The organism is Nocardioides lentus, assembly GCF_039529515.1.
Lineage (GTDB): Bacteria > Actinomycetota > Actinomycetes > Propionibacteriales > Nocardioidaceae > Nocardioides > Nocardioides lentus.
This window is the reverse complement of the sequence record NZ_BAAAMY010000009.1, coordinates 1-20,482: the sequence shown is the minus strand read 5'-3', so window position 1 is coordinate 20,482 and position 20,482 is coordinate 1. Positions and strand designations below refer to the sequence as shown.

The window sequence follows — 20,482 nt, the reverse complement described above, 5'->3', positions numbered from 1 at the left end:
GGGCCGGACGGGCCCGACGAATCGTGTCGACGCCCCTCCCGGCGGCCGCACCGTCGCCCGTCCCGGCAGGTCGACCGGCCCCGCTGGGTGCGGGCTCAGTTGGGCACGAAGCGGCTGCTGGCGGGCTGGCCGGCCTCGCCGAGGCGGCCGCGGTCGTCGCCGTCGATGCTCACCGCGGTGGCGCCACCGTCCGAGGACTCGACCTGCACGGGGGGCGAGGCGTCGACCTGGGTGCTCTCGCCGACCGCGAGGTCGCCGGAGAACAGGATCTCCCCCGCGGCGTCGGTGATCGTGACGGTCGCGCCGCCGTCGACGGCGGTGACCGTCATCGGCACGGGCGGGGCCACCGGCGCGGCGTCGGCGGGTCCGCTGGAGCCGTTGAGCTGCGGGACGGGCTGCAGCTCGACCGGGTCGTCCATCACCAGCCGGGCGACCGACCAGACGAGCACGACGAGCATCACGGCGGCGAGCAGCATGGTCCAGCTCGGTCCGCCGCGCGTGCCGCGGATGGAGCCGTGCGCGCCGGTGGCCAGCTCGGCGGCGAAGACGCGTCGCGGGTCGATCGGGGCGTCGGCGTAGCGCTCGTCGTACGTCGCGAGCAGCGGGCCCGCGTCGACGCCGAGGACGCGCGCCAGGGTGCGCAGGTGGCCGCGGGCGTAGAAGTCGCCGCCGCAGGGCGCGAAGTCGTCGACCTCGATCGACTCGATCACGTGGGGCCGGATGCGGGTGCGCTCGGCGAGCTGGTCGACGCTGAGGTTGAGCCGGGTCCGCGCCGCCGCCAGCTCGGGACCGACGACGGGGTCGGTGGCGGGCTCGGTCGAGAAGTCGTCGAGGACGATCGGGTCGACGGTGTCGCCGGGACGCGCGATGGGTCGCACGCGGGCACCCCAGACCTCGTCGTCGGCGACCAGGTCGACGCTGCCGGGGCGCCGCAGCTCGCGGGCCTCCGGCAGCACCTCCGCCGTCGGCGCGACGCGCTCGACCCGGCGCTGCACCTCGGCGCGGGAGACCGCCCGGCGCTCGCGCGCGGGCTCGGGGGTGTCGCTGACGGGCTCGGGGTCGGGGGCCGCGGCCGCCGCATCGGCGGGCGACCACCCGACGAGCTCCTCGGTCCGCTCGTGGTCGTCGTGGTCCTCGTGGTCGGTCGGCTCGTCGGCCTCGGCGCGCACGTGGTCGTCGCGGTCGTCGCGGTCGTCGCGGTCGTCGTCGGAGGTCCCGGCGTCCCGGCGTCCCACGCGGGCGGCGAGGGAGCCGATGAGGGTGGCCAGCGCGGGGCGCGGGTCGCCCGGGCGACGGCGCGCCTGCTCGTCCTCCGGGTCGGCGAGGTCGCCGGCGTCCGGGGTGTCCCGGGCGTCGAGCCGCTCGGCCCCGGCCTCCTCGGCGACGTCGACGCGGGGGCGGGTGGTGGTGGCCGTCGCCCTCGGGCGGGCGTCCTCGGGCGCGGCCGGCCCCTCGTCGGCCGCGTCCTCGGGAGCCCCGCTCGTCGGGGCGGGCTCGGGCTCGACGACCCGGGCGTCGTCGCCGGCGAGGGCGCGCAGCACCTCGGCGACCTCGTCGGGGCGGACCCCGGACAGCCGGGTGGACAGCGACAGCGGCACCGCGAAGGGCGCGCCGTGCAGGCGCCGGGCCAGGGCGGCGTGGCGACGACCGGTGCGGTCGAGGCCCTCCAGGAGCGGGGTGGTGGCCTCCGGGACGAGCACCAGCCGGCCGTCGCGGCCCAGGCCACGCCGGGGGTGGTGCTCGATGCGGTCGAGCCCACGCCAGGGCAGGCCCTCCCAGGTGCGTCCCAGCCGCACGCGGACGCCGTGGACGTCGGCGACCAGCAGCGGCGTGCGGGCGTCGACCAGGTTCCACAGCCAGGTGCCCGCGATCAGCGCGGTGACGGCCGTCAGCGCCCAGTCGAGGGGAGCGCCGGTGGCGGTCGCGCGGCCGAGGTAGGCGATCGCGACCGCGGCGGCCACGACGCCGACGACCCCGGCGAGGGCGGCATTGCGCCGCACCTCGAGGACGCGGGGCTCGGGCCGCTCGCCGGGGGTCCGGTCGCCGTCGGCGCCGCCGGGCACCGCGGTCATGGCGGGCCCGCGGCCCGTCGTGGTCTGCTCGTCGTGGATCCGCGCTGCCTCACCCATCACTGCTCCCCCTGCACCGTGGCGATGACGCCGTCGATCTCGTCGGGCTTCACGAGCACGTCTCGCGCCTTGGAGCCCTCGCTGGGGCCCACCACGCCGCGGCTCTCCATGATGTCCATCAGCCGTCCGGCCTTCGCGAACCCGACGCGCAGCTTGCGCTGCAGCATCGAGGTCGAGCCGAACTGCGTCGAGACCACCAGCTCGATGGCCTGGACGACGAGCTCCAGGTCGTCACCGATGTCGTCGTCGAGCTCCCGCTTGCTGGCCGCGGGCGCCGTGACGTCCTCGCGGTACGTCGGCGCGAGCTGCTCCTTGCAGTGGGCGACCACCTGGGCGATCTCCGCCTCGGTGACCCAGGACCCCTGCACTCGGACCGGCTTGGAGGCCCCCATCGGCAGGAACAGCCCGTCACCCTGGCCCACCAGCTTCTCCGCGCCCGGCTGGTCGAGGATGACCCGGCTGTCGGCGAGCGACGACGTCGCGAACGCGAGCCGCGACGGCACGTTGGCCTTGATCAGCCCGGTGACCACGTCGACCGAGGGCCGCTGCGTGGCCAGGATCAGGTGGATGCCGGCCGCACGGGCCAGCTGGGTGATCCGCACGACCGCGTCCTCGACGTCGCGCGGCGCGACCATCATCAGGTCGGCCAGCTCGTCGACCACCACGCACAGGTAGGGGTACGGCGCGAGCTCGCGCTCGCTGCCCGGAGGCAGCTCGACCTTGCCGGCGCGGACCGCCCGGTTGAAGTCGTCGACGTGACGGAAGCCGAAGTTGGCGAGGTCGTCGTAGCGCAGGTCCATCTCGCGCACCACCCACGCGAGGGCCTCGGCGGCCTTCTTGGGGTTGGTGATGATCGGCGTGATCAGGTGCGGGATGCCCTCGTAGGCGTTCAGCTCGACCCGCTTGGGGTCGATCATGATCATCCGCACCTCGTCGGGCGTCGAGCGCATCAGCAGCGAGGTGATCATCGAGTTGATGAAGCTCGACTTGCCGGAGCCCGTGGCGCCGGCGACGAGCAGGTGGGGCATCTTCGCGAGGTTGGCGACGACGAAGCCGCCCTCGACGTCCTTGCCGAGCCCGGCGACCATCGGGTGGTGGTCGCCCCGGGCGACCCCGGAGCGGAGCACGTCGCCGAGGGAGACGATCTCCTTGTCGAGGTTGGGGATCTCGATGCCGATCGCGGACTTGCCGGGGATCGGCGAGAGGATCCGCACGTCGGCCGAGGCCACGGCGTAGGCGATGTTCTTGCTCAGTGCCGTGACCTTCTCGACCTTGACCGCGGGGCCCAGCTCGACCTCGTAGCGGGTGACGGTCGGGCCGCGGGTGTAGCCGGTGACGGTGGCGTCGATGGTGAACTCGCGCATCACCTGCATCAGACGCTCGACGACCTCGTCGCTGGCCTTGGAGCGCGCCTTGTGGGGCGAGCCGGGCTTGAGGACCTCGCTGGTCGGCAGGGAGTAGGTGACGTCGCCGGACAGCGCGAGCTGCTCCACGCGCTGCGGGAGGTCGGCGTGGGGCGGCGGCTCGAGCACGACCTCCTCGTCGGGGTCCGGGGCCGGGCGGGACGGACGGCGGCTCCCGGGCGTCGCGACCGCGGCGCCGACGGCGGGCGCGGGCGTCTCGGCCTCGACGTCCCACGGCGCGGGGCCGGGCGCGTCGGCCGGCGCCGCGGCGGCCGAGCCGTCGGGCGCGGGCACGGCGTCGAGCTCCTGGGCCACGTCGAGCGCGTCGCGCTCACGGGTGCGGCGCGAGCGGCGGGTGACCTCGCGCTCCTCGAGGACCGGGGAGTCGTAGGCCGGGTCGCCCTCCCACGGGTCGAGCTCGTCGACGTCGTGGCCGCCGTCGTGGCCCCGGGCGGCACCACCGCGGGGGGCCTCGGCGCCGGGCGTCATGCCCATCAGCCGCTCGTAGCCCTCGCGCAGGCGGGTGGGCACGCGGTGGACCGGGGTGGCGGTGATGACCAGCACCCCGAAGAAGGCGAGCAGGGCGAGCACCGGCACCACGACGTACGGCGTGCGGAGCAGGTCGAGCAGCAGGCTGGCGACGACGAAGCCGACCGCGCCGCCCCCGTCGCGCAGCGGGGTGGCGTCGCCGAGGACCGGCTGCGGGTCGCCGGCGGCGACGTGCACGATGCCGAGGACGCCGAAGGACAGGGCGGCCCAGCCGATGACCTGGCGCCCGACCGGGCCGTTGCGCTCCGGGTCGCGCATGGTGCGCCAGCCGACGGCGAGCAGCATCAGCGGGACGAGCCAGCCGACGGTGCCGACGGTGCCGGTGACGGCGGTGCGCACGAGCTCCATCACCCCGCCGGGCAGCTGGAACCAGACCGCCGTGGCGACGACCAGCGCGAGGGCGACCAAGGCCAGGCCGGCGCCGTCGCGCTTGTGCTCCGGCTCGAGCTCGGCCGCGCCGCGACCGACCCGCCGTACGGCGCCCGCGACCACGCCGGCGACACCCGTCCAGACGGCGACGAGGGCCTTCAGCAGCAGCCCGAAGAGGCGGGCGACGGGACCGGGGCCGTTGCGGACGGCGCGCGGCGCCGGACGCTTCGCGGTGCTGGAGGAGCGGGTGGACGGGGTGGTGGACTTCCGGCCGGTGGAGCTCCGTGGTCGGGAGGTCGAACCCCCCTTCGGCCGCGCCGTCGACCGGGTGGTCGTCGTCGTGGACGGACGGGTGCTCGTGCTCCGCGACCCCGGCGGGGAAGACGTACGGGTCGCCATGGTCAGCGAGCCTAGGGCTTCGTCACTCCAGTCACACGCTTCACACTGGTGCGTGTCGCGGACCCGACGGTGACCAGATCGTTACCCGGCGGGTGATGGACCTCACCCGGGTGCCTCCTTAAGGTGCGAGAGGCCGTGGGTCACGTCCACCGATCCCGGGGACGGCCGCGGCGCCACTCCATCTCGGGAGGAACATCGATGCGCCCACCCCTGCGCAGATCCCTCGGTCAGGGCCTGGCCCTGGCCGTCCTCGGTGCCGGTCTCGCCGGCACCCCCCTGCTCGTCGGCAGCGCCGCCGCCGCGCCCGGCGACGGGCCGGACGCGCGTCCCGACGCCGCCTCGCCCTCCTCGCAGGCCCAGCGCGAGGCACGCGACCTGCTCGAGCGGATGCGCGGCACCGCGCAGGGCTCCGTGAGGGTCAGCACGGAGCGGGCCACCGGGCTCGCCTCCATGGTCCGCGCCGGCACCGACGGCGACCTGCTGCCGGGCACCCCGGCCGCCTCGCCGAGCGCGGCCGTGGCCAAGGCCGGCGACTACCTGGCCGACTACGCCGGGGCCTTCGGCGCCGCGGGCGACGAGCTCGTGCGCACCGACGTCACCACCGACCGGCTCGGCACCGTCGTCACCTACGCCCAGGAGCACGAGGGCATCCCGGTGTTCGGCGCGCTCGTGCGTGCGCACCTCGACACCGACGGCGACCTGACCTCGGTCAACGGCCAGGCCGTGCCCGTCGAGGGCCTGTCCACCGAGACCCGCCTGACCGCCGAGGAGGCCGCGGCCCGCGCCGTCGAGCTCGTCCGCTCCGACCCGCCGGAGGCGCACTCGACCGACGGCACCGAGGCCGAGCCCGAGGCGCCCGAGGGCCTGCGCGCCGCCGAGACCGTCCTCAACGTCTACCGCGAGGGCCTGGTCAAGGGCGAGGCCGGCGCGACCGACCTGGTCTACGTCACCGAGGTCACCAACGCCGCCGACGTGCGCGACATGGTGTTCTTCTCCGCGACCACGGGCAAGCTCGTCAACCGCTACTCGATGGTCCACGACGCGCTCGAGCGTCGCCTCTACGAGTCCTCCCCCGACACCGAGCCGGTGTGGGAGGAGGGCGACTCCCTCGACGGGCTGAACGCCGACCAGCGCAGCATCGTCGAGGCCAGCGGCGAGTCCTACTGGTTCTTCGCCAACGCCTTCGGTCGCGACTCCTACGACGGCGCCGGCGCCGCGATGGAGACGGTCAACAACGACCCGCGCATCTCGTGCCCCAACGCCAACTGGAACGGCGTCACCACCAACTACTGCAACGGCGTCACCTCCGACGACGTCGTCGCCCACGAGTGGGGCCACGCCTACACCGAGTACACCCACGGCCTGATCTACCAGTGGCAGCCGGGCGCGCTGAACGAGGCGTACTCCGACATCTGGGGCGAGACGGTCGACCTGATCAACAACCGCCAGGACGAGGGCGAGAAGAACGGCCCCCGCGCCGACGGTCTCTGCTCGACCTCCTCGCCGTCCGTGCCGCAGCTGAGCATCACCGCCCCGGCGGCGATCGCGAAGGACTGCGCCACCGGCGGGGCGTCGTTCGGCCAGCAGGTCACCGCCGAGGGGATCAGCGGCCAGGTCGTCGCGCCCACCGACGCGATCGACACCGGCGGCACCGCCACCGACGGCTGCTCGGCCTACGAGCAGGACGTGACCGATCGGATCGTCCTCGTCGACCGCGGCCTGTGCCCCTTCACCCAGAAGGCCGCCGTCGCGACCGAGGCCGGCGCCGCCGCCCTCGTGATCGGCAACAACGACGACGCGCCCATCTCGATGTCGGGTGACGAGCCCGACTACGTCACCACCGTGTCCGTCGGCCTCACCGACCGCCAGACGATGCGCTCGGCGATCAGCCGTGGCGACACCGTCGAGGTCACCATCAAGGACGCCGCAGGTGCGCGCTCGGACTCCGACCGCTGGCTCGTCGGCGAGCAGTCGACCGCCTTCGGCGGCGCGATCCGCGACATGTGGAGCCCCACCTGCTACGGCGACCCCGGCAAGGTCTCCGACGTCGAGTACAAGTGCTCGACCGACGACGCCGGGGGCGTGCACTCCAACTCCGGCGTGCCGAACCACGGCTACGCCCTGCTGGTCGACGGCGGCACCTCCAACGGGGTCACCGTCGAGGGCATCGGGATGGACAAGGCCGCGGCGATCTACTTCCGCGCCATGGACGCCTACCAGACGCCCAGCTCGAAGTTCCCGGACCACGTGGACGCCCTCGAGGCCTCCTGCGCGGACCTGACCGGCAAGCGGATCTACGAGCTCAGCGTCGCCACCGACGACCGACGCGCCCTGGGCGAGGAGGGCAAGGTCACCGCCGCGGACTGCGCGCAGATCGCCCCCATGGCCGAGGCCACGGAGATGCGCGAGGAGCCGGTGCAGTGCGACTTCCAGCCGCTGCTCGGCAAGGACGCCCCCGCCCTGTGCGGTGCGGGGTCCACCACCGACGAGGTCTTCAGCGAGGACTTCGAGTCGGGCCTGGGCGACTGGACGCTCGACGGTGAGAACGTCTACGGCGGTCCCGAGCGCGACTGGGTCGCCGACACCAGCGCCCCGCAGGGTGCCAACGGCGTCGCGGCGTACGGCGCGGCGGGCGACCTCGGGCAGTGCGACGGGACGACGAACGACTTCTCGTCGGTCAACACGATGACCTCCCCGGCGTTCACGCTGGGCGAGGCGGGCGACGTGGCGCCGCGGATGAGCTTCCGTCACTTCGTCGCCACCGAGCTCGGCTTCGACGGCGGCAACGTGCAGGTGGCCGTCAACGGCGGCGACTTCGCGCCGGTGCCGGCGGAGGCGTTCGTCTACAACGAGCCCTCCGTCATCGCCACGGCCGACGAGGGCAACACCAACCCGCTCGCCGGGCAGCCGGGCTTCACCGGCACCGACGGCGGCGAGGTCACCGGCAGCTGGGGCACCTCCGTGGTGGACCTGGCCGCGGCCGGGATCGCCGCGGGCGACGAGGTCCAGCTGCGCTTCGCGATCGGCCGCGACGGCTGCGGCGGCGTCGACGGCTGGTACGTCGACGACGTCACCGTCGCGCTGTGCGAGGTCGGCGCCGCGGTCACCGCGACCGCGACGCCGCAGTCCGTGCAGTTCGGCGAGGGCGCGCAGGTCGACGTGAGCGTCGAGGGCAACGCGGGCGCCCCCACCGGCCAGGTCTCCCTCGTCGACGGCGACCGCACGCTGGGCACCGAGCCCGTCGCCGAGGACGGCACGGCGAGCTTCGCCCTGCCGAAGCGCCTCGCGGTCGGCACCTACGACCTCGACGTCGTCTACTCCGGCGACGAGGCCTACGACGAGGCCACCGGCACCGTGACCCTCACGGTCACCAAGGCCGACACGGCCACCACGGTGACCCCGCCGGCCACGACCCCGGCCACCCGCCGGCTCGCGATGTCGGTCGACGTCACCTCGGAGTTCCTCGCGCCCTCGGGCCGGGTGACGCTGCGGTGGAACGGCACCAAGGTCGGTCAGGGCTTCGTCCGGAACGGCGAGGCCACCGTCCGTCTGGACCGGCGCCTGCCGGTCGGGCGCCAGGAGATCGTCGCGGCGTACGCCGGCAACGACGGCTTCCGCTTCAGCCGCGGGACGACCACGGTGCGCGTGACGCGCTGATCCCGTCCCACCGGTGACACGGCCGGCGAGGAGCCCCACCCGGGCTCCTCGCCGGCCGTTCGTCGTCGAGCCGGCACCAGCTCCCGCCCCCACACCGCCGAGCCGGCGCCAGCTCCCGCCCCGACACCGCCGAGTCGGCGCCAGCTCCCCCTCCGCCCGCCCGTACGACGGGAGCTCGCGCCGGGTCGGCGCGCTCGGGGGACGGCGCTGGGTGCACGGGTGTCGGCTACCGGGGGGTACGGCCCCGCGGCCCGGCGGCTCGCGGAGCGCGGCGTACGTTCGAGCGAGCACCCGCCACGCCCCGGGGGCCGACACCCCGGCCCGCGCCGTACGACGTCAGGACCCACCCGTGTCCCAGAACTCGACCCACCACTACACCCGGGCCAGCGTGCTCGCCGTCGAGCGCGTCGAGGCGCCCGTCGTGGTCACCTCCGACGAGATCGACGCCCGGCTCGCCGACGTCTACCGGCGCACCCGGATGCGGGGCGGGCTCCTCGAGGGCCTGGTTGGCATCAAGGAGCGCCGCTGGTGGGCCGAGGGCGACGACGACGGGTTCGTCGCCGGGGCCGCGGCCGCCGGCGTCGCCGCGCTGGAGGCCAGCGGCGTCGACCCCGCCCGCATCGGGCTGATGGTCAACACCTCGCTGAGCCGCCACTGGCTCGAGCCGGCCACGGCCGTGGTCATCCACGACCGGATCGGCCTGCCGCGCTCGTGCCAGAACTTCGACACCACCAACGCCTGCCTGGGCTTCATGAACGGCATCGAGATCGCCTCGTCGATGATCGAGTCCGGCCTGATCGACTACGCGCTCGTCGTCGACGCGGAGGACTCGCGCCCGGTCTCGGAGTCGACGATGACCCGGCTGGCCGACGACGTGGCGACCTCTCGGGACGTGATGGCCGAGTTCGCGGCGCTCACGCTCGGCTCCGGCGCCGTCGCGATGGTGCTCGGCCCCGCCGAGGACCACCCCGAGGGCCACCGGGTCGTCGCCGCGGTCAGCCGCGCCGGCACCGAGCACCACGAGCTGTGCGTCGGCGACAACGAGTCGATGGTCACCGACCTGAAGGGCCTGCTCGAGGCGGGCCTGGACCTGTCCTCCGCGCTGTGGGACGAGGCGGCCGCGGCCCACGGGTGGGACGGCGGGATGGACCGCTACGTCATCCACCAGGTCTCGCAGGTCCACACCGACGCCCTGTGCGACCGGCTCGGGATCGACAAGGAACGGGTGCCGCGGACGTTCCCGACCTACGGCAACATCGGGCCCGCCTCGGTGCCGTTCACGCTCGCCGGCGAGCGTGACTCGCTGTCCGCGGGCGACCGCGTCCTGCTCATGGGCATCGGCTCGGGCCTGAACGCCTGCTGCCTCGAGCTGGCGTGGTGAGCGGCGTGCGCACCCCGCTGCGGACCCTCGGCACCGGCCCGGTCCCCCACGCCCTGCCCGGGCTCGACCCCGCCTGGTCGCGCACGGTGGTCGTCACCGACGGCCGCGGCAAGGAGCGCACCTGGCACGTCCTCGACAACGGCGCCGAGCCGGTCCACGGCACCGTCCTGTGCGTGCACGGCAACCCCACGTGGTCGTACCTGTGGCGTCACGTGCTCGCGGGGGCGCCCGACGGCTGGCGCGTCGTCGCGCCCGACCAGCTGGGCATGGGCTTCTCCGAGCGGGCCGGCGCCGACGAGGCGCCGTGGACCCTCGCCGAGCGGGTCGACGACCTGGGCCGGCTCACCGACGCCCTCGGCGTCGACGGCCCCGTCGTCACCCTCGGCCACGACTGGGGCGGTGCGATCTCGCTCGGCTGGGCCGTCGCCCACCGCGACCGGGTCCGGGGCGTCGTCGTCGGCAACACCGCCGTCGCCCAGCCGCCCGGCGACTTCGGTCCGCCGCTGATCCGCCTCGCGCACCTGCCGGGCGTCCGTCCGTTCGGCTGCGTCGCCACCCCGACGTTCGTGCGCGCGACCTCGGCGCTGTCCTCGCCCGCGCTGCCGAAGGACGTCCGCGACGCGCTGGCCCTGCCCTACGACACGCCCGCGCGCCGCCGCGCCGTCGGCGACTTCGTGGCCGACATCCCGTTCTCGCCCGGCCACCCGTCGTACCCGACGGTGGCGGCGATCGCCGAGGGGGTCCGGACCCTCGACGTGCCGGCGCTGCTCCTCTGGGGGCCCCGCGACCCGGTCTTCGGGGAGCGCTACCTGCGCGACCTGCGCGAGCGGCTGCCGCAGGCGCAGGTCCACCGCTTCGAGGGCGCCTCCCACCTCGTCACCGAGGACGCCCCCGAGCACGTCGACGCGGTCGCGACCTTTCTGCGCGACCTCGACACCCCCACGGCCGAGGTCGCGCGGCCCGGCACCCCGACGGCCACCGCCGGCGACGACGCCGACGCCGAGCGGCTGTGGTCGGCGCTCGAGCGCCGCGCCGACGACCCCTCCCCCGTCGTCGCCGCGGGCGGCGTCACGACCTCCTGGGCCGACCTGGCCCGTCGCGTCGCCGACCTCGCGGCCGGCCTCCACGCCGCCGGCGTCCGCCCGGGAGACCGGGTCGGGCTGCTGGTCGAGCCGTCGGTGGACCTCACCGCCGTCGTGTACGCCGCGTGGCGCGCCGGCGCGGTCATCGTCGTGGCCGACAAGGGCCTGGGCTTCACCGGCATGCGGCGCGCCCTGCGCGGGGCCACCCTGGACCACGTCGTCGGCCGCCGCCAGGGCCTGCTCGCCGCCCGGGCCATGGGCCTGCCCGGCTCGCGGATCTCGGTCGAGCCCGTCGACGGCGCGGCCCGCCGGCTCGTCGGCGCCGACCACGACCTGCCCGGCCTCGAGCGGCGCGGCGCGGAGGCCCGCGCCCGCGACGGCGCCGCGCTGCCGCCGGCGGCGGACCTCGACGCCGACTGCGTCGTCATGTTCACCTCCGGCGCGACCGGCCCCGCCAAGGGCGTCGCCTACACCCACCGGCAGGCGCGCGCCGAGGTCGACCTGGTGCGCGCCACCTACGGCCTCACGCCCGAGGACTCCTACGTCGCGGCCTTCGCGCCGTTCTCCCTGCTCGGGCCCGCGCTCGGGCTGGGCTCGTCGGTGCCCGCGATCGACGTGACCGCCCCGCACACCCTGACCGCGCCGCTGCTCGCCGAGGCCGTGGCGGCCGTGGACGCGACCGTGGTCTTCGCCTCCCCCGCCGCGCTGCGCCGGGTCGTGGCGACCCGCGAGGAGCTCACCGACGACCACCGCGCCGCCCTCGCCGGGGTGCGGCTGCTGATGTCGGCCGGCGCGCCCGTGCCGGTCGCGGTGCTGCAGGCGGTCGCCGGGGTCGTGCCCCGCGCGGCGCTGCACACGCCGTACGGGATGACCGAGGCGCTGCCCGCCACCGACGTGTCGCTGGAGGAGATCCTCGCCGCCGGCCCGGGCGAGGGCGTCTGCGTCGGTCGGCCGCTGGAGGGCGTGCGGATCGGGGTCGTCCCGTTCGGCGCCGAGGAGGCGCTCGCCGGCACCGACCCCGACGAGACCGCCGGGTCGACCGGTGAGATCTGCGTGCGCTCGGCGCACGTCAAGGACCGCTACGACGACCTGTGGCTGACCCAGCACCGCTCCGCGCGGCACCCCGGCTGGCACCGCACCGGCGACGTCGGACACCTCGACGACGCCGGTCGGCTGTGGGTCGAGGGCCGCCTGGCCCACGTCGTGCGCACCGCCGACGGGGTCGTCACCCCGGTCGGGGTGGAGCAGCGCGTCGAGGGCCTGGGGCTCGTCGACGCCGCCGCGGCGGTCGGGGTCGGTCCCGCCGGCACCCAGCAGCTCGTGGTCGTGGTGGTGCCGCGGGGCGCGAGCTCGCGCCGCACCGGACCGCGCGGGCCCCTCGGCCTGCGACGCGCCGACGGGGACCTGACGGCCGCCGTCCGGGACGCGGCCGGGGTGCCGGTGGCCGCGGTGCTGCGCGCCGACCGGCTGCCGCTGGACATCCGGCACGCCTCGAAGGTCGACCGGGCCGAGGTCGCCCGCCAGGCCGACCGCCTGCTCGCCGGCTCCCGGTGAGGGGCGGCGCGTGAGGGTCCTGGTCACCGGCGCCTCGGGGCTGCTGGGCGCGACCGTCGCACGGACGCTGGCCGCCCGCGGCGACGAGGTCACCGTGATGCAGCGCCGGGCCTCGGGCCTGGGGCTGCGCGAGGTCCGCGGCGACGTCGCCGACCCGGCCGCGGCGCTGCGGGCCGCGGAGGGCCAGGACGCCGTGGTGCACCTGGCCGCGAAGGTCGACGTCGTGGGACCGGCGGCGGACTTCGAGCGCGCCAACGTCCTCGGCACCCGCAGCGTCGTCGAGGCCTGCCGGGCGCTCGGCGTGCCCCGGCTGGTGCAGGTGTCGTCGCCGTCGGTGGCCCACGCCGGGCACGCCCTGGTCGGCGTCGGCGCGGGGCCGGCCGACCCCGGCCGGGCCCGCGGGCACTACGCCCGCACCAAGGCGGCCTCCGAGCTCCTCGCGCTCGCCGCGGACTGCACGGACCTGGCCGTCCTGGCCGTGCGGCCCCACCTGGTGTGGGGGCCCGGCGACACCCAGCTCGTCGGGCGGCTCGTCGCCCGCGCCCGCGCCGGTCGGCTGCCCGTCATCGGGTCGGGCTCGGCGCTGATCGACACCACCTACGTCGACGACGCCGCCGACGCGATCGTCGCCGCCGCGGACGCCTGCGCGCCCGACGGCGCGCACGGCGAGGCGCTCGTCGTCAGCGGCGGCGAGCCGCGGACCGTCGCCGAGATCCTCGAGCGGGTCTGCGCCGCCGCCGGGGCCCCGCCGCCGCGCCTGCGCCTGCCCGTGCCCCTCGCCCGCGCCGCGGGGACGGCGGTCGACGCGCTCTGGGCGGCCACCCGTCGTACGGACACGCCGCCGTTGACCCGCTTCCTCGTCGAGCAGCTCACCACCGCGCACTGGTTCGACCAGCGCCGCACCCGCGAGCTGCTGCGCTGGTCGCCCGCCGTCGGCCTCGACGAGGGCTTCGCCCGCCTCACCGCCTGGTACGCCGCCCCGTAGCCGGCTCGGCGCTCGCGTGCACCCCGGCAGCACCGAGTCGGCAGGTGCGTGCGCGGCGGCCGCCCGAACGACGGGAGCCCGCGCCGGTTCGACCCCCCACGGCGGGACCGAGGGCCGGGTGGCCGGCCCGGCGCCGAGGGGCGCCGGGCCGGGTCGGCTCAGCTCTCGATGACGACCGGGATGATCATGGGGCGGCGCTGCAGGGCCTTGTTGACCCAGCGACCGACGACGCGGCGCACGATCTGCTGCAGCTGGTAGGAGTCGCGGACGCCCTCGGCCACGGCCGCGTCGATCGCGTCGATGATCGGCTGGCGGATGTCGTTGAAGCGGGCGTCGTCCTCGGCCAGGCCGCGGGCCTGGATCGTCGGGCCGGAGGCGACCTTGCCGGTGACGGAGTCGACGACGACGATCACCGAGACGAAGCCCTCCTCGCCGAGCACCCGGCGGTCCTTGAGCAGCGACTCCGTGAGGTCGCCGACCGACGAGCCGTCGACGAAGACGTAGCCGCAGTCCACCTTGCCGACGATCTTCGCGACGCCGTCGACGAGGTCGACGACGACCCCGTCCTCGGCGACGACCACGTTCTCCACGCCCGTGCGGCGGGCCAGGTCGGCGTTGGCGCGCATGTGCCGGATCTCGCCGTGGATGGGCATGACGTTCTTCGGCTTGACGATGTTGTAGCAGTACAGCAGCTCGCCGGCGCTGGCGTGGCCGGAGACGTGGACGAGGGCGTTGCCCTTGTGGACGACGTCGGCGCCCCAGCGGGACAGGCCGTTGATGACGCGGTAGACCGCGTTCTCGTTGCCGGGGATCAGCGAGCTCGCGAGGACGACGGTGTCGCCCTCCTCGATGTGCACGAAGTGGTGGTTGCGCTGCGCGATCCGCGACAGCGCCGAGAGCGGCTCGCCCTGGGAGCCGGTGGAGATGAGCACCTGCTTCTCCGGCGGCAGCTTGGCGAGCTCCTTGGCGTCGACCATGACGCCGGGCGGCACCGTGAGGTAGCCCAGGTCCTGCGCGATGCCCATGTTGCGCACCATCGACCGGCCGACGTAGGCGACCTTGCGGCCGTGGGCGACCGCGGTGTCGAGGATCTGCTGCACGCGGTGGATGTGGGAGGCGAAGCAGGCCACGATGATCCGCTGCTTGCTGCGCGAGAAGACACGGTCCAGGACCGGGGTGATCTCCTGCTCGGAGGTGGTGAAGCCCGGCACCTCCGCGTTGGTGGAGTCGGTCATGAACAGGTCGACGCCGTCGTCGCCGAGGCGGGCGAAGGTGTTCAGGTCGGTGATCCGGCGGTCCAGCGGCAGCTGGTCCATCTTGAAGTCGCCCGTGTGGAGGACGGTGCCGGCGGGGGTGTGGATCGCGACCGCGAGCGCGTCGGGGATCGAGTGGTTCACGGCCACGAACTCGAGCTCGAAGGGCCCGAAGGTGATGGCGTCGCCCTCCCGCACCACGTGGTGGACGGTCTCCTTGAGCCGGTGCTCGCGCAACTTGGGCCGCACCAGCGACAGCGTCAGGTGGGAGCCGACCAGCGGGATGTCGCCCCGCTCGCGCAGCAGGTACGGCGTGGCGCCGATGTGGTCCTCGTGGCCGTGGGTCAGCACGAGCGCCTCGACGGCGTCCAGGCGGTCCCGGATGGGCTCGAAGTCCGGGAGGATCAGGTCGACGCCGGGGTGGTGGTCCTCGGGGAACAGCACGCCGCAGTCGACGAGCAGGATCCGGCCGCCGTACTCGAACGCGGTCATGTTGCGCCCGACGTCGCCGAGGCCGCCGAGCGGGATGACGCGCAGGGCGCCGGTGGCGAGCGGTCCGGGGGCGGACAGCTCGGGGTGGGTGTGGGTCATCGGGTCCTTCCGAGTAGCCCGGGCGCGGCTCCCTCGGTGGCGGGAGGCGCGGCGCCGGGAGGGGCGTCAGTCGAGGAGGCCGGCCGCGACCAGGCCCGCGCGGAGCGCGGCGACCTCGTCGTCGTCCAGCTCGACCAGGGGGCCGCGGACGCGGCGGTTGTCGAGCACGCCGAGCAGCTGCAGCCCGGCCTTGGCGGTGGTGGCGCCGTAGTTGGCGGCGCCCATGACGGCGTCGACGGCCGGCATCGTCGCGGTGTAGGCCGCCAGCGCGGCCGCGGTGTCGCCGGCCAGCCACGCGTCGACCATGGTCCGCAGGCGGGGGCCGGCGACGTGGCCGACGACGCTGACCATCCCGACGGCGCCGTGGGCGAGCCAGCCGAGGTTGGCCTCGTCGTCGCCGGAATAGACGGCGTAGCCCATCTGCGTGAGCCGGACGCCGCGGGCGAGGTCGCCGACCGCGTCCTTGACGGCGACGACGGGCTCGAGCTCGATCGCGGCCTCGTAGGTCTCGAGCGCGATCTGGGTGGCGGTGCGGCCCGGCACGTCGTACAGCATCACCGGGACGTCGGTGGCGCCGACGACGGCGCGGAAGTGCTGCAGCACGCCGGCCTGGCCGGGCTTGGAGTAGTACGGCGCGACGAGCAGCAGCCCGTCGGCGCCGAGCTTGGCGGCCTGCTCGGCGAGCTCGACGCTGTGGGCCGTCGAGTTCGTGCCGACACCCGCGACGACGACCGCGTCGGCGCCGACGGCCTCGCGCACGGCGGCGAGGATGTCGCCGTCCTCGCTCACGCTGGTGGTCGGCGACTCCCCCGTCGTGCCGGAGACGACCACGCCGTCGTGACCGGTGGCGACGAGGTGCGCCGCGATGGCGGCGGTGCCGTCGAGGTCGACCGAGCCGTCCGGGGCGAACGCCGTGGCCATCGCGGTGAGCACGCGGCCGAACGGGACGTCCTGGCTTCTCCCGGAGGCACTCATGGGCCCCAGGCTATCGCCGCTCGTCACAGGTGCGGCATCACCTCGGCGGCGACGAGCCGCAGGTGGTCGAGGTCGGCCGGGTCGAGCACCTGGAGGTAGACCCGGTCGCAGCCGGCCTCGGCGAAGCGGGCCAGCCGCTCGAGGGCCTCGGCGGGGGTGCCGGCGACGCCGTTCTCGCGCAGCTCGGCGGGCTCGCGGCCGATGGCGGCGGCGCGGCGCCCGACCTCGGCGTCGTCCGCGCCGACGCACAGCACCTGGGCGGCCGACCACGACATCGTGGCCGGGTCGCGCCCGGCGTCCTCGCAGGCGGCGCGCACCCGCGCGAACTGCTCCGCGGTCGCCCCGACATCGCCGAACGGGAGGTTGAACTCGGTCGCGTACGCCGCGGCCAGGGCGGGCGTCCGCTTCTTGCCGCGCCCGCCGACGATCACCGGCAGCGGCTGCTGGACGGGCTTCGGCAGCGCCGGGGAGTCGACGACCTCGTGGGCCCGACCGGCGTAGGAGAACGTCTCCCCGACGGGCGTGGCCCACATCCCGGTCAGGATCGCGAGCTGGTCGGTCAGCCGGTCGAAGCGCTCGCCGGTGGCGGGGAACGGGATGCCGTAGGCACGGTGCTCGGCCTCGAACCAGCCGGCGCCCAGCCCGAGCTCGACCCGGCCGCCGCTCATCTGGTCGACCCCGGCGACGGTGACCGCGAGCGGGCCGGGGTGGCGGAAGGTCGCGCTGGTCACGAGGGTGCCGAGCCGGATCGTCGTGGTGTCCCGGGCGAGGCCGGCGAGGGTGGTCCAGGCGTCGGTGGGTCCGGGCAGGCCGCTGCCGTCGCCCATCGCGAGGTAGTGGTCGGAGCGGAAGAACGCGCCGTACCCCTCGGTCTCGGCGGTGCGGGCGACCGCGAGCAGGTCGTCGTACGTCGCGCCCTGCTGGGGCTCGGTGAAGATGCGCAGCTCCATGGCGCTCATGCTCGCACCCTGCGGACCAGGGTGAAGCCGTCGCGCTCCTCGCGTGACGCCTCCCGCCACGCGTCCTCGTCGTAGGCCGGGTAGCGGACGTCGCCGTCCGGGCTGAGCGGGACCTCGCTGATCAGCTGCTCGTCGGCGAGGTGGGGCTGCGCGAGGACTGCGGCGTAGACCCCGGCCCCGCCCGCGACGTAGAGGTCGGTGCCGGGCTCCACGAGCGCGAGGGCCTCGTCGAGCGTGTGGGCGACCCGCACCGAGGCCGCGTGCTCCCCGGCGCTCCAGGCGGGGTCGCGGGTCAGCACGACGGTCGTCCGGCGCGGCAGCGGCCGCCCGATGGACTCGTAGGTGGCCCGGCCCATCAGCAGGGTGTGGCCGGTGGTGGTGGCCTTGAAGTGGGCGAAGTCGGCGGGCAGGTGCCACGGGATGCCGCCGTCGGCGCCGATGACGCCGTTGCGGGCGACGGCGGCGACCAGGACGACGCGGGCGCCGGTGGGGGTGGTCACGGGATCGGCGGGGCGCTCAGACGGCGATCGGGGCCTTGATGCCCGGGTGGGGGTCGTAGCCCTCGACGGCGATGTCCTCGAGCTCGAAGGCGTCGAGCTCGGTGACGCCGGCGGCGAGCTTCAGCGTCGGCAGCGGCCGGGGCTCCCGGCCCAGCTGAAGGCGGGCCTGGTCGAGGTGGTTGGCGTAGAGGTGCGCGTCGCCCATCGTGTGCACGAAGTCGCCCACCTCGAGCCCGGTGACCTGGGCGACCATGTGGGTCAGCAGCGCGTACGACGCGATGTTGAACGGGACGCCGAGGAAGACGTCGGCGCTGCGCTGGTACAGCTGGCAGCTCAGCCGGCCCTCGGCGACGTAGAACTGGAACATCGTGTGGCAGGGGGCGAGCGCCATCGCCCCGAGGTCGGCGACGTTCCACGCCGAGACGACGTGGCGGCGCGAGTCGGGGTCGTCGCGGATCTGCTGCACCACCGCGGCGAGCTGGTCGACGTGGCGCCCGTCGGGGGTCGGCCAGGAGCGCCACTGCGCGCCGTAGACGGGACCGAGGTCGCCGTTCTCGTCGGCCCACTCGTCCCAGATCGAGATGCCGCGCTCCTGCAGCCAGCGCACGTTGGTGTCGCCGCGCAGGAACCACAGCAGCTCCCCGAACACCGACCGGGTGTGCACCTTCTTCGTCGTGACCAGCGGGAACCCGGCGCTCAGGTCGAAGCGCATCTGGTGGCCGAACACGCTGCGCGTGCCGACCCCGGTGCGGTCGGACTTCTCCACGCCCTCGTCGAGCACGCGCTGCAGCAGGTCGAGGTAGGTCCGCACGGGTCCAGGCTAGTGCCCGCCCGGCCCGGGTCCGCGCCGTCTCAGGCGTGCAGCGACATGGGTCCGTAGACCCGTCGCTCGAGCTCGAACAGCACGACCGCGTCGACGCCCTGCCCGGCGAGCTCGCGCCAGGTCTCCCCCACCCACGACTCGGCGTCGCCCTGGGAGGGGAAGCGCTGGCCGGTGTGCTCCTCGTCGACGGCGACCTCGCCACCCTGCGCGTCCTCCAGCCGCCACCACCACGGGCGCTCCGCCGGGGTGGGCGGGCGGAAGGTCGACGGCTGGTCGGGGAGGTTCATGGCCGCAAGGCTAGACGCGGGCGCCGACGCCCGCGGGCGGGTCGGATCAGGACCGCACGGAGGTGTCGACGAACGGCGGCCGCACCAGCGTGAACGCGTGCGCCCGGCCGCGCACGTCGACGCTGACCTCGGTGCCGTCGGGCAGCGCGGGGTCGGTGGCGAGGTAGGCCAGGCCGATCCCGGTGCGCAGCGTCGGGGAGAAGGTGCCCGAGGTCAGGGTGCCGATGGCGACGCCGTCGTGCGAGACCGTCATGCCCGGGCGCGGGATCCCGCGGCCGACGGCCCGCAGGCCGCGCAGGGTGCGGGACGGGCCCGCCTCGCGCTCGGCGCGCAGGGCCTCGGCACCCCAGAACGTCGGCTTGTCCCAGCCCACGGCCCACCGCATCCGCGCCTGCACCGGGGTGGTGTCGGTGGAGAGGTCCTGGCCGTGGAGGGGATAGCCCATCTCGGTGCGCAGCGTGTCGCGGGCGCCGAGACCGGCCGGGGTGAGGCCGTGGGGCCCACCGGCCTCCACGAGGGCGTCCCACAGGTCGCCGGCGGCGACGGCGGGGGTGATCAGCTCGTAGCCGCGCTCGCCGGTGTAGCCGGTGCGGCAGACCACGACGGGGGCGCCGAGCGCGGCGAAGCCCTCGGCCTCGCGGAAGCTCATGTAGTCGTGCCCGGTGGGCAGCCCGACGTCGCGCAGAACCGCCTCCGCGGCCGGGCCCTGGACGGCGAGCACGGCGTGGTCGGCGTGCTCGTCGGAGACGCGGACGTCCGCGGGCGCGGCCTCGGCGAGGCGTCGTACGACCTCGGCGGCGTTGGCGGCGTTGGGGACGAGCAGCAGCTTGTCCTCGTCGAAGAAGTAGACGATGAGGTCGTCGACGACCCCGCCGGAGTCGTCGCAGCACAGGGTGTACTGCGCCTGGCCGTGCTGGATGCGGCCCAGGTCGTTGCTCAGCGTGGCGTCGACGAGGTCGGCCGCGCCGGCGCCGGTGACCAGCACCGTGCCGAGGTGGGAGACGTCGAAGAGGCCGACCTTCTCGCGCACCGCGGTGTGCTCGGCGACCACGCCGGTGGCGTACTCCAGCGGCATCGACCACCCCCCGAACTCGCCGAGCCTGGCCCCCAGCGCGAGGTGCCGCTCGTGGAGCGGGGAGAGCTGCAGGCCGTCGGTCGGGTCGGGGGTGGACATGGCCGGACGGTATCGAAGATCGGCCCCGCCCCGGCGGGTGACTAGGCTCGTCCGGATGAGCAGCTACGCCCTCCGCAAGGCCAACCCCGCCAAGACCCGCGCCGACGCCGTCGTCGTCGGTGTGCTCCGCACGGCGTCGGGTCCGCTCCTGCACCCCGCCGGCGAGGAGGTGGCGGAGGCCTGGGGCCGCCGCTGGCAGCCGCTGCTCGCCACCCTCGGCGTGACCGGGGAGCCCGGCGAGGTGCACCACGTGCCCACCGCCGGCACGATCACGTCCCCGCTGCTGGTGCTCGTCGGCCTCGGCGACGCCGTGCCCGCGCCCGGGGCCCGGCGCCGCGCCGGCCGCGCCGCGTCCACCACCGTCGGCGCCCACGGCGAGGGTCAGCTCGAGCGCCTCGACCCAGCGCGCGAA

Annotated in this window: 14 protein-coding genes; 5 read left to right on the top strand and 9 right to left on the bottom strand. The window is 75.3% G+C overall.

Annotated features, from left to right (window positions below):
• Positions 1 to 95 precede the first annotated feature (95 nt).
• Both ABD158_RS16135 and ABD158_RS16130 read right to left on the bottom strand, forming a co-directional pair.
• On the bottom strand, positions 96 to 2,129 hold the full coding sequence (locus ABD158_RS16135) for a RodZ domain-containing protein (protein WP_344008622.1): 2,034 nt from the start codon (positions 2,127 to 2,129) through the stop codon (positions 96 to 98).
• On the bottom strand, positions 2,129 to 4,849 hold the full coding sequence (locus ABD158_RS16130; protein WP_344008621.1) for a DNA translocase FtsK: 2,721 nt from the start codon (positions 4,847 to 4,849) through the stop codon (positions 2,129 to 2,131). Before ABD158_RS16130 ends, ABD158_RS16135 begins: the two co-directional genes overlap by 1 nt.
• A 198-nt stretch (positions 4,850 to 5,047) precedes the next feature.
• On the opposite strand from ABD158_RS16130, the gene ABD158_RS16125 reads away from it, so the two are divergent.
• From ABD158_RS16125 to ABD158_RS16110, 4 genes are all read left to right on the top strand, one after another.
• Positions 5,048 to 8,506: a M4 family metallopeptidase gene (locus tag ABD158_RS16125; protein ID WP_344008620.1), complete on the top strand. Its 3,459-nt coding sequence runs from the start codon at positions 5,048 to 5,050 to the stop codon at positions 8,504 to 8,506.
• 349 nt (positions 8,507 to 8,855) lie between these two features.
• Positions 8,856 to 9,887 carry a 3-oxoacyl-ACP synthase III gene (locus ABD158_RS16120; protein ID WP_344008619.1) on the top strand — a complete coding sequence of 344 codons (1,032 nt, stop codon included), beginning with the start codon at positions 8,856 to 8,858 and terminating at the stop codon, positions 9,885 to 9,887.
• Complete coding sequence (locus ABD158_RS16115) at positions 9,884 to 12,523, top strand: alpha/beta fold hydrolase (RefSeq protein WP_344008618.1); 2,640 nt, start codon at positions 9,884 to 9,886, stop codon at positions 12,521 to 12,523. Before ABD158_RS16120 ends, ABD158_RS16115 begins: the two co-directional genes overlap by 4 nt.
• Positions 12,524 to 12,533: 10 nt before the next feature.
• Positions 12,534 to 13,508, top strand: coding sequence for an NAD-dependent epimerase/dehydratase family protein (locus ABD158_RS16110; protein WP_344008617.1), 975 nt, complete (start codon positions 12,534 to 12,536; stop codon positions 13,506 to 13,508).
• A 158-nt stretch (positions 13,509 to 13,666) separates the two neighbouring features.
• Here ABD158_RS16110 and ABD158_RS16105 read toward each other — a convergent pair whose 3' ends face one another.
• The 7 genes from ABD158_RS16105 to gcvT form a co-directional block, all read right to left on the bottom strand.
• Positions 13,667 to 15,352 (bottom strand): ribonuclease J, encoded by a 1,686-nt coding sequence (locus ABD158_RS16105; protein WP_344008616.1) that lies wholly within the window; start codon positions 15,350 to 15,352, stop codon positions 13,667 to 13,669.
• 66 nt (positions 15,353 to 15,418) lie between these two features.
• Positions 15,419 to 16,327 (bottom strand): 4-hydroxy-tetrahydrodipicolinate synthase, encoded by a 909-nt coding sequence (dapA, locus tag ABD158_RS16100; protein ID WP_344008615.1) that lies wholly within the window; start codon positions 16,325 to 16,327, stop codon positions 15,419 to 15,421.
• Between the two features lie 23 nt (positions 16,328 to 16,350).
• Entirely contained in the window at positions 16,351 to 17,286 is a 936-nt protein-coding gene (locus ABD158_RS16095; RefSeq protein ID WP_344008614.1) for an LLM class F420-dependent oxidoreductase, read from the bottom strand.
• Positions 17,283 to 17,786 (bottom strand): dihydrofolate reductase, encoded by a 504-nt coding sequence (locus tag ABD158_RS16090; RefSeq protein ID WP_344008613.1) that lies wholly within the window; start codon positions 17,784 to 17,786, stop codon positions 17,283 to 17,285. Before ABD158_RS16090 ends, ABD158_RS16095 begins: the two co-directional genes overlap by 4 nt.
• 16 nt (positions 17,787 to 17,802) lie before the next feature.
• Entirely contained in the window at positions 17,803 to 18,597 is a 795-nt protein-coding gene (locus tag ABD158_RS16085; protein WP_344008612.1) for a thymidylate synthase, read from the bottom strand.
• A 41-nt stretch (positions 18,598 to 18,638) separates the two neighbouring features.
• Positions 18,639 to 18,896 (bottom strand): hypothetical protein, encoded by a 258-nt coding sequence (locus ABD158_RS16080; protein ID WP_344008611.1) that lies wholly within the window; start codon positions 18,894 to 18,896, stop codon positions 18,639 to 18,641.
• 46 nt (positions 18,897 to 18,942) lie between these two features.
• Positions 18,943 to 20,070 carry a glycine cleavage system aminomethyltransferase GcvT gene (gene gcvT, locus ABD158_RS16075; RefSeq protein WP_344008610.1) on the bottom strand — a complete coding sequence of 376 codons (1,128 nt, stop codon included), beginning with the start codon at positions 20,068 to 20,070 and terminating at the stop codon, positions 18,943 to 18,945.
• A 55-nt stretch (positions 20,071 to 20,125) separates the two neighbouring features.
• On the opposite strand from gcvT, the gene ABD158_RS16070 reads away from it, so the two are divergent.
• Positions 20,126 to 20,482: M17 family peptidase N-terminal domain-containing protein (locus ABD158_RS16070; RefSeq protein ID WP_344008609.1), on the top strand; the 357-nt coding region annotated here is incomplete at its 3' end.

Excerpts from the sequence above, each read along its gene's own strand:
- ABD158_RS16135 (WP_344008622.1), bottom strand. The coding sequence starts at position 2,129 with ATGGGTGAGGCAGCGCGGATCCACGACGAGCAGACCACGACGGGCCGC.
- ABD158_RS16105 (WP_344008616.1), bottom strand. The coding sequence starts at position 15,352 with ATGACCCACACCCACCCCGAGCTGTCCGCCCCCGGACCGCTCGCCACC.
- ABD158_RS16130 (WP_344008621.1), bottom strand. The coding sequence starts at position 4,849 with ATGGCGACCCGTACGTCTTCCCCGCCGGGGTCGCGGAGCACGAGCACC.
- gcvT (WP_344008610.1), bottom strand. The coding sequence starts at position 20,070 with ATGTCCACCCCCGACCCGACCGACGGCCTGCAGCTCTCCCCGCTCCAC.
- dapA (WP_344008615.1), bottom strand. The coding sequence starts at position 16,327 with ATGAGTGCCTCCGGGAGAAGCCAGGACGTCCCGTTCGGCCGCGTGCTC.
- ABD158_RS16080 (WP_344008611.1), bottom strand. The coding sequence starts at position 18,896 with ATGAACCTCCCCGACCAGCCGTCGACCTTCCGCCCGCCCACCCCGGCG.
- ABD158_RS16125 (WP_344008620.1), top strand. The coding sequence starts at position 5,048 with ATGCGCCCACCCCTGCGCAGATCCCTCGGTCAGGGCCTGGCCCTGGCC.
- ABD158_RS16095 (WP_344008614.1), bottom strand. The coding sequence starts at position 17,286 with ATGAGCGCCATGGAGCTGCGCATCTTCACCGAGCCCCAGCAGGGCGCG.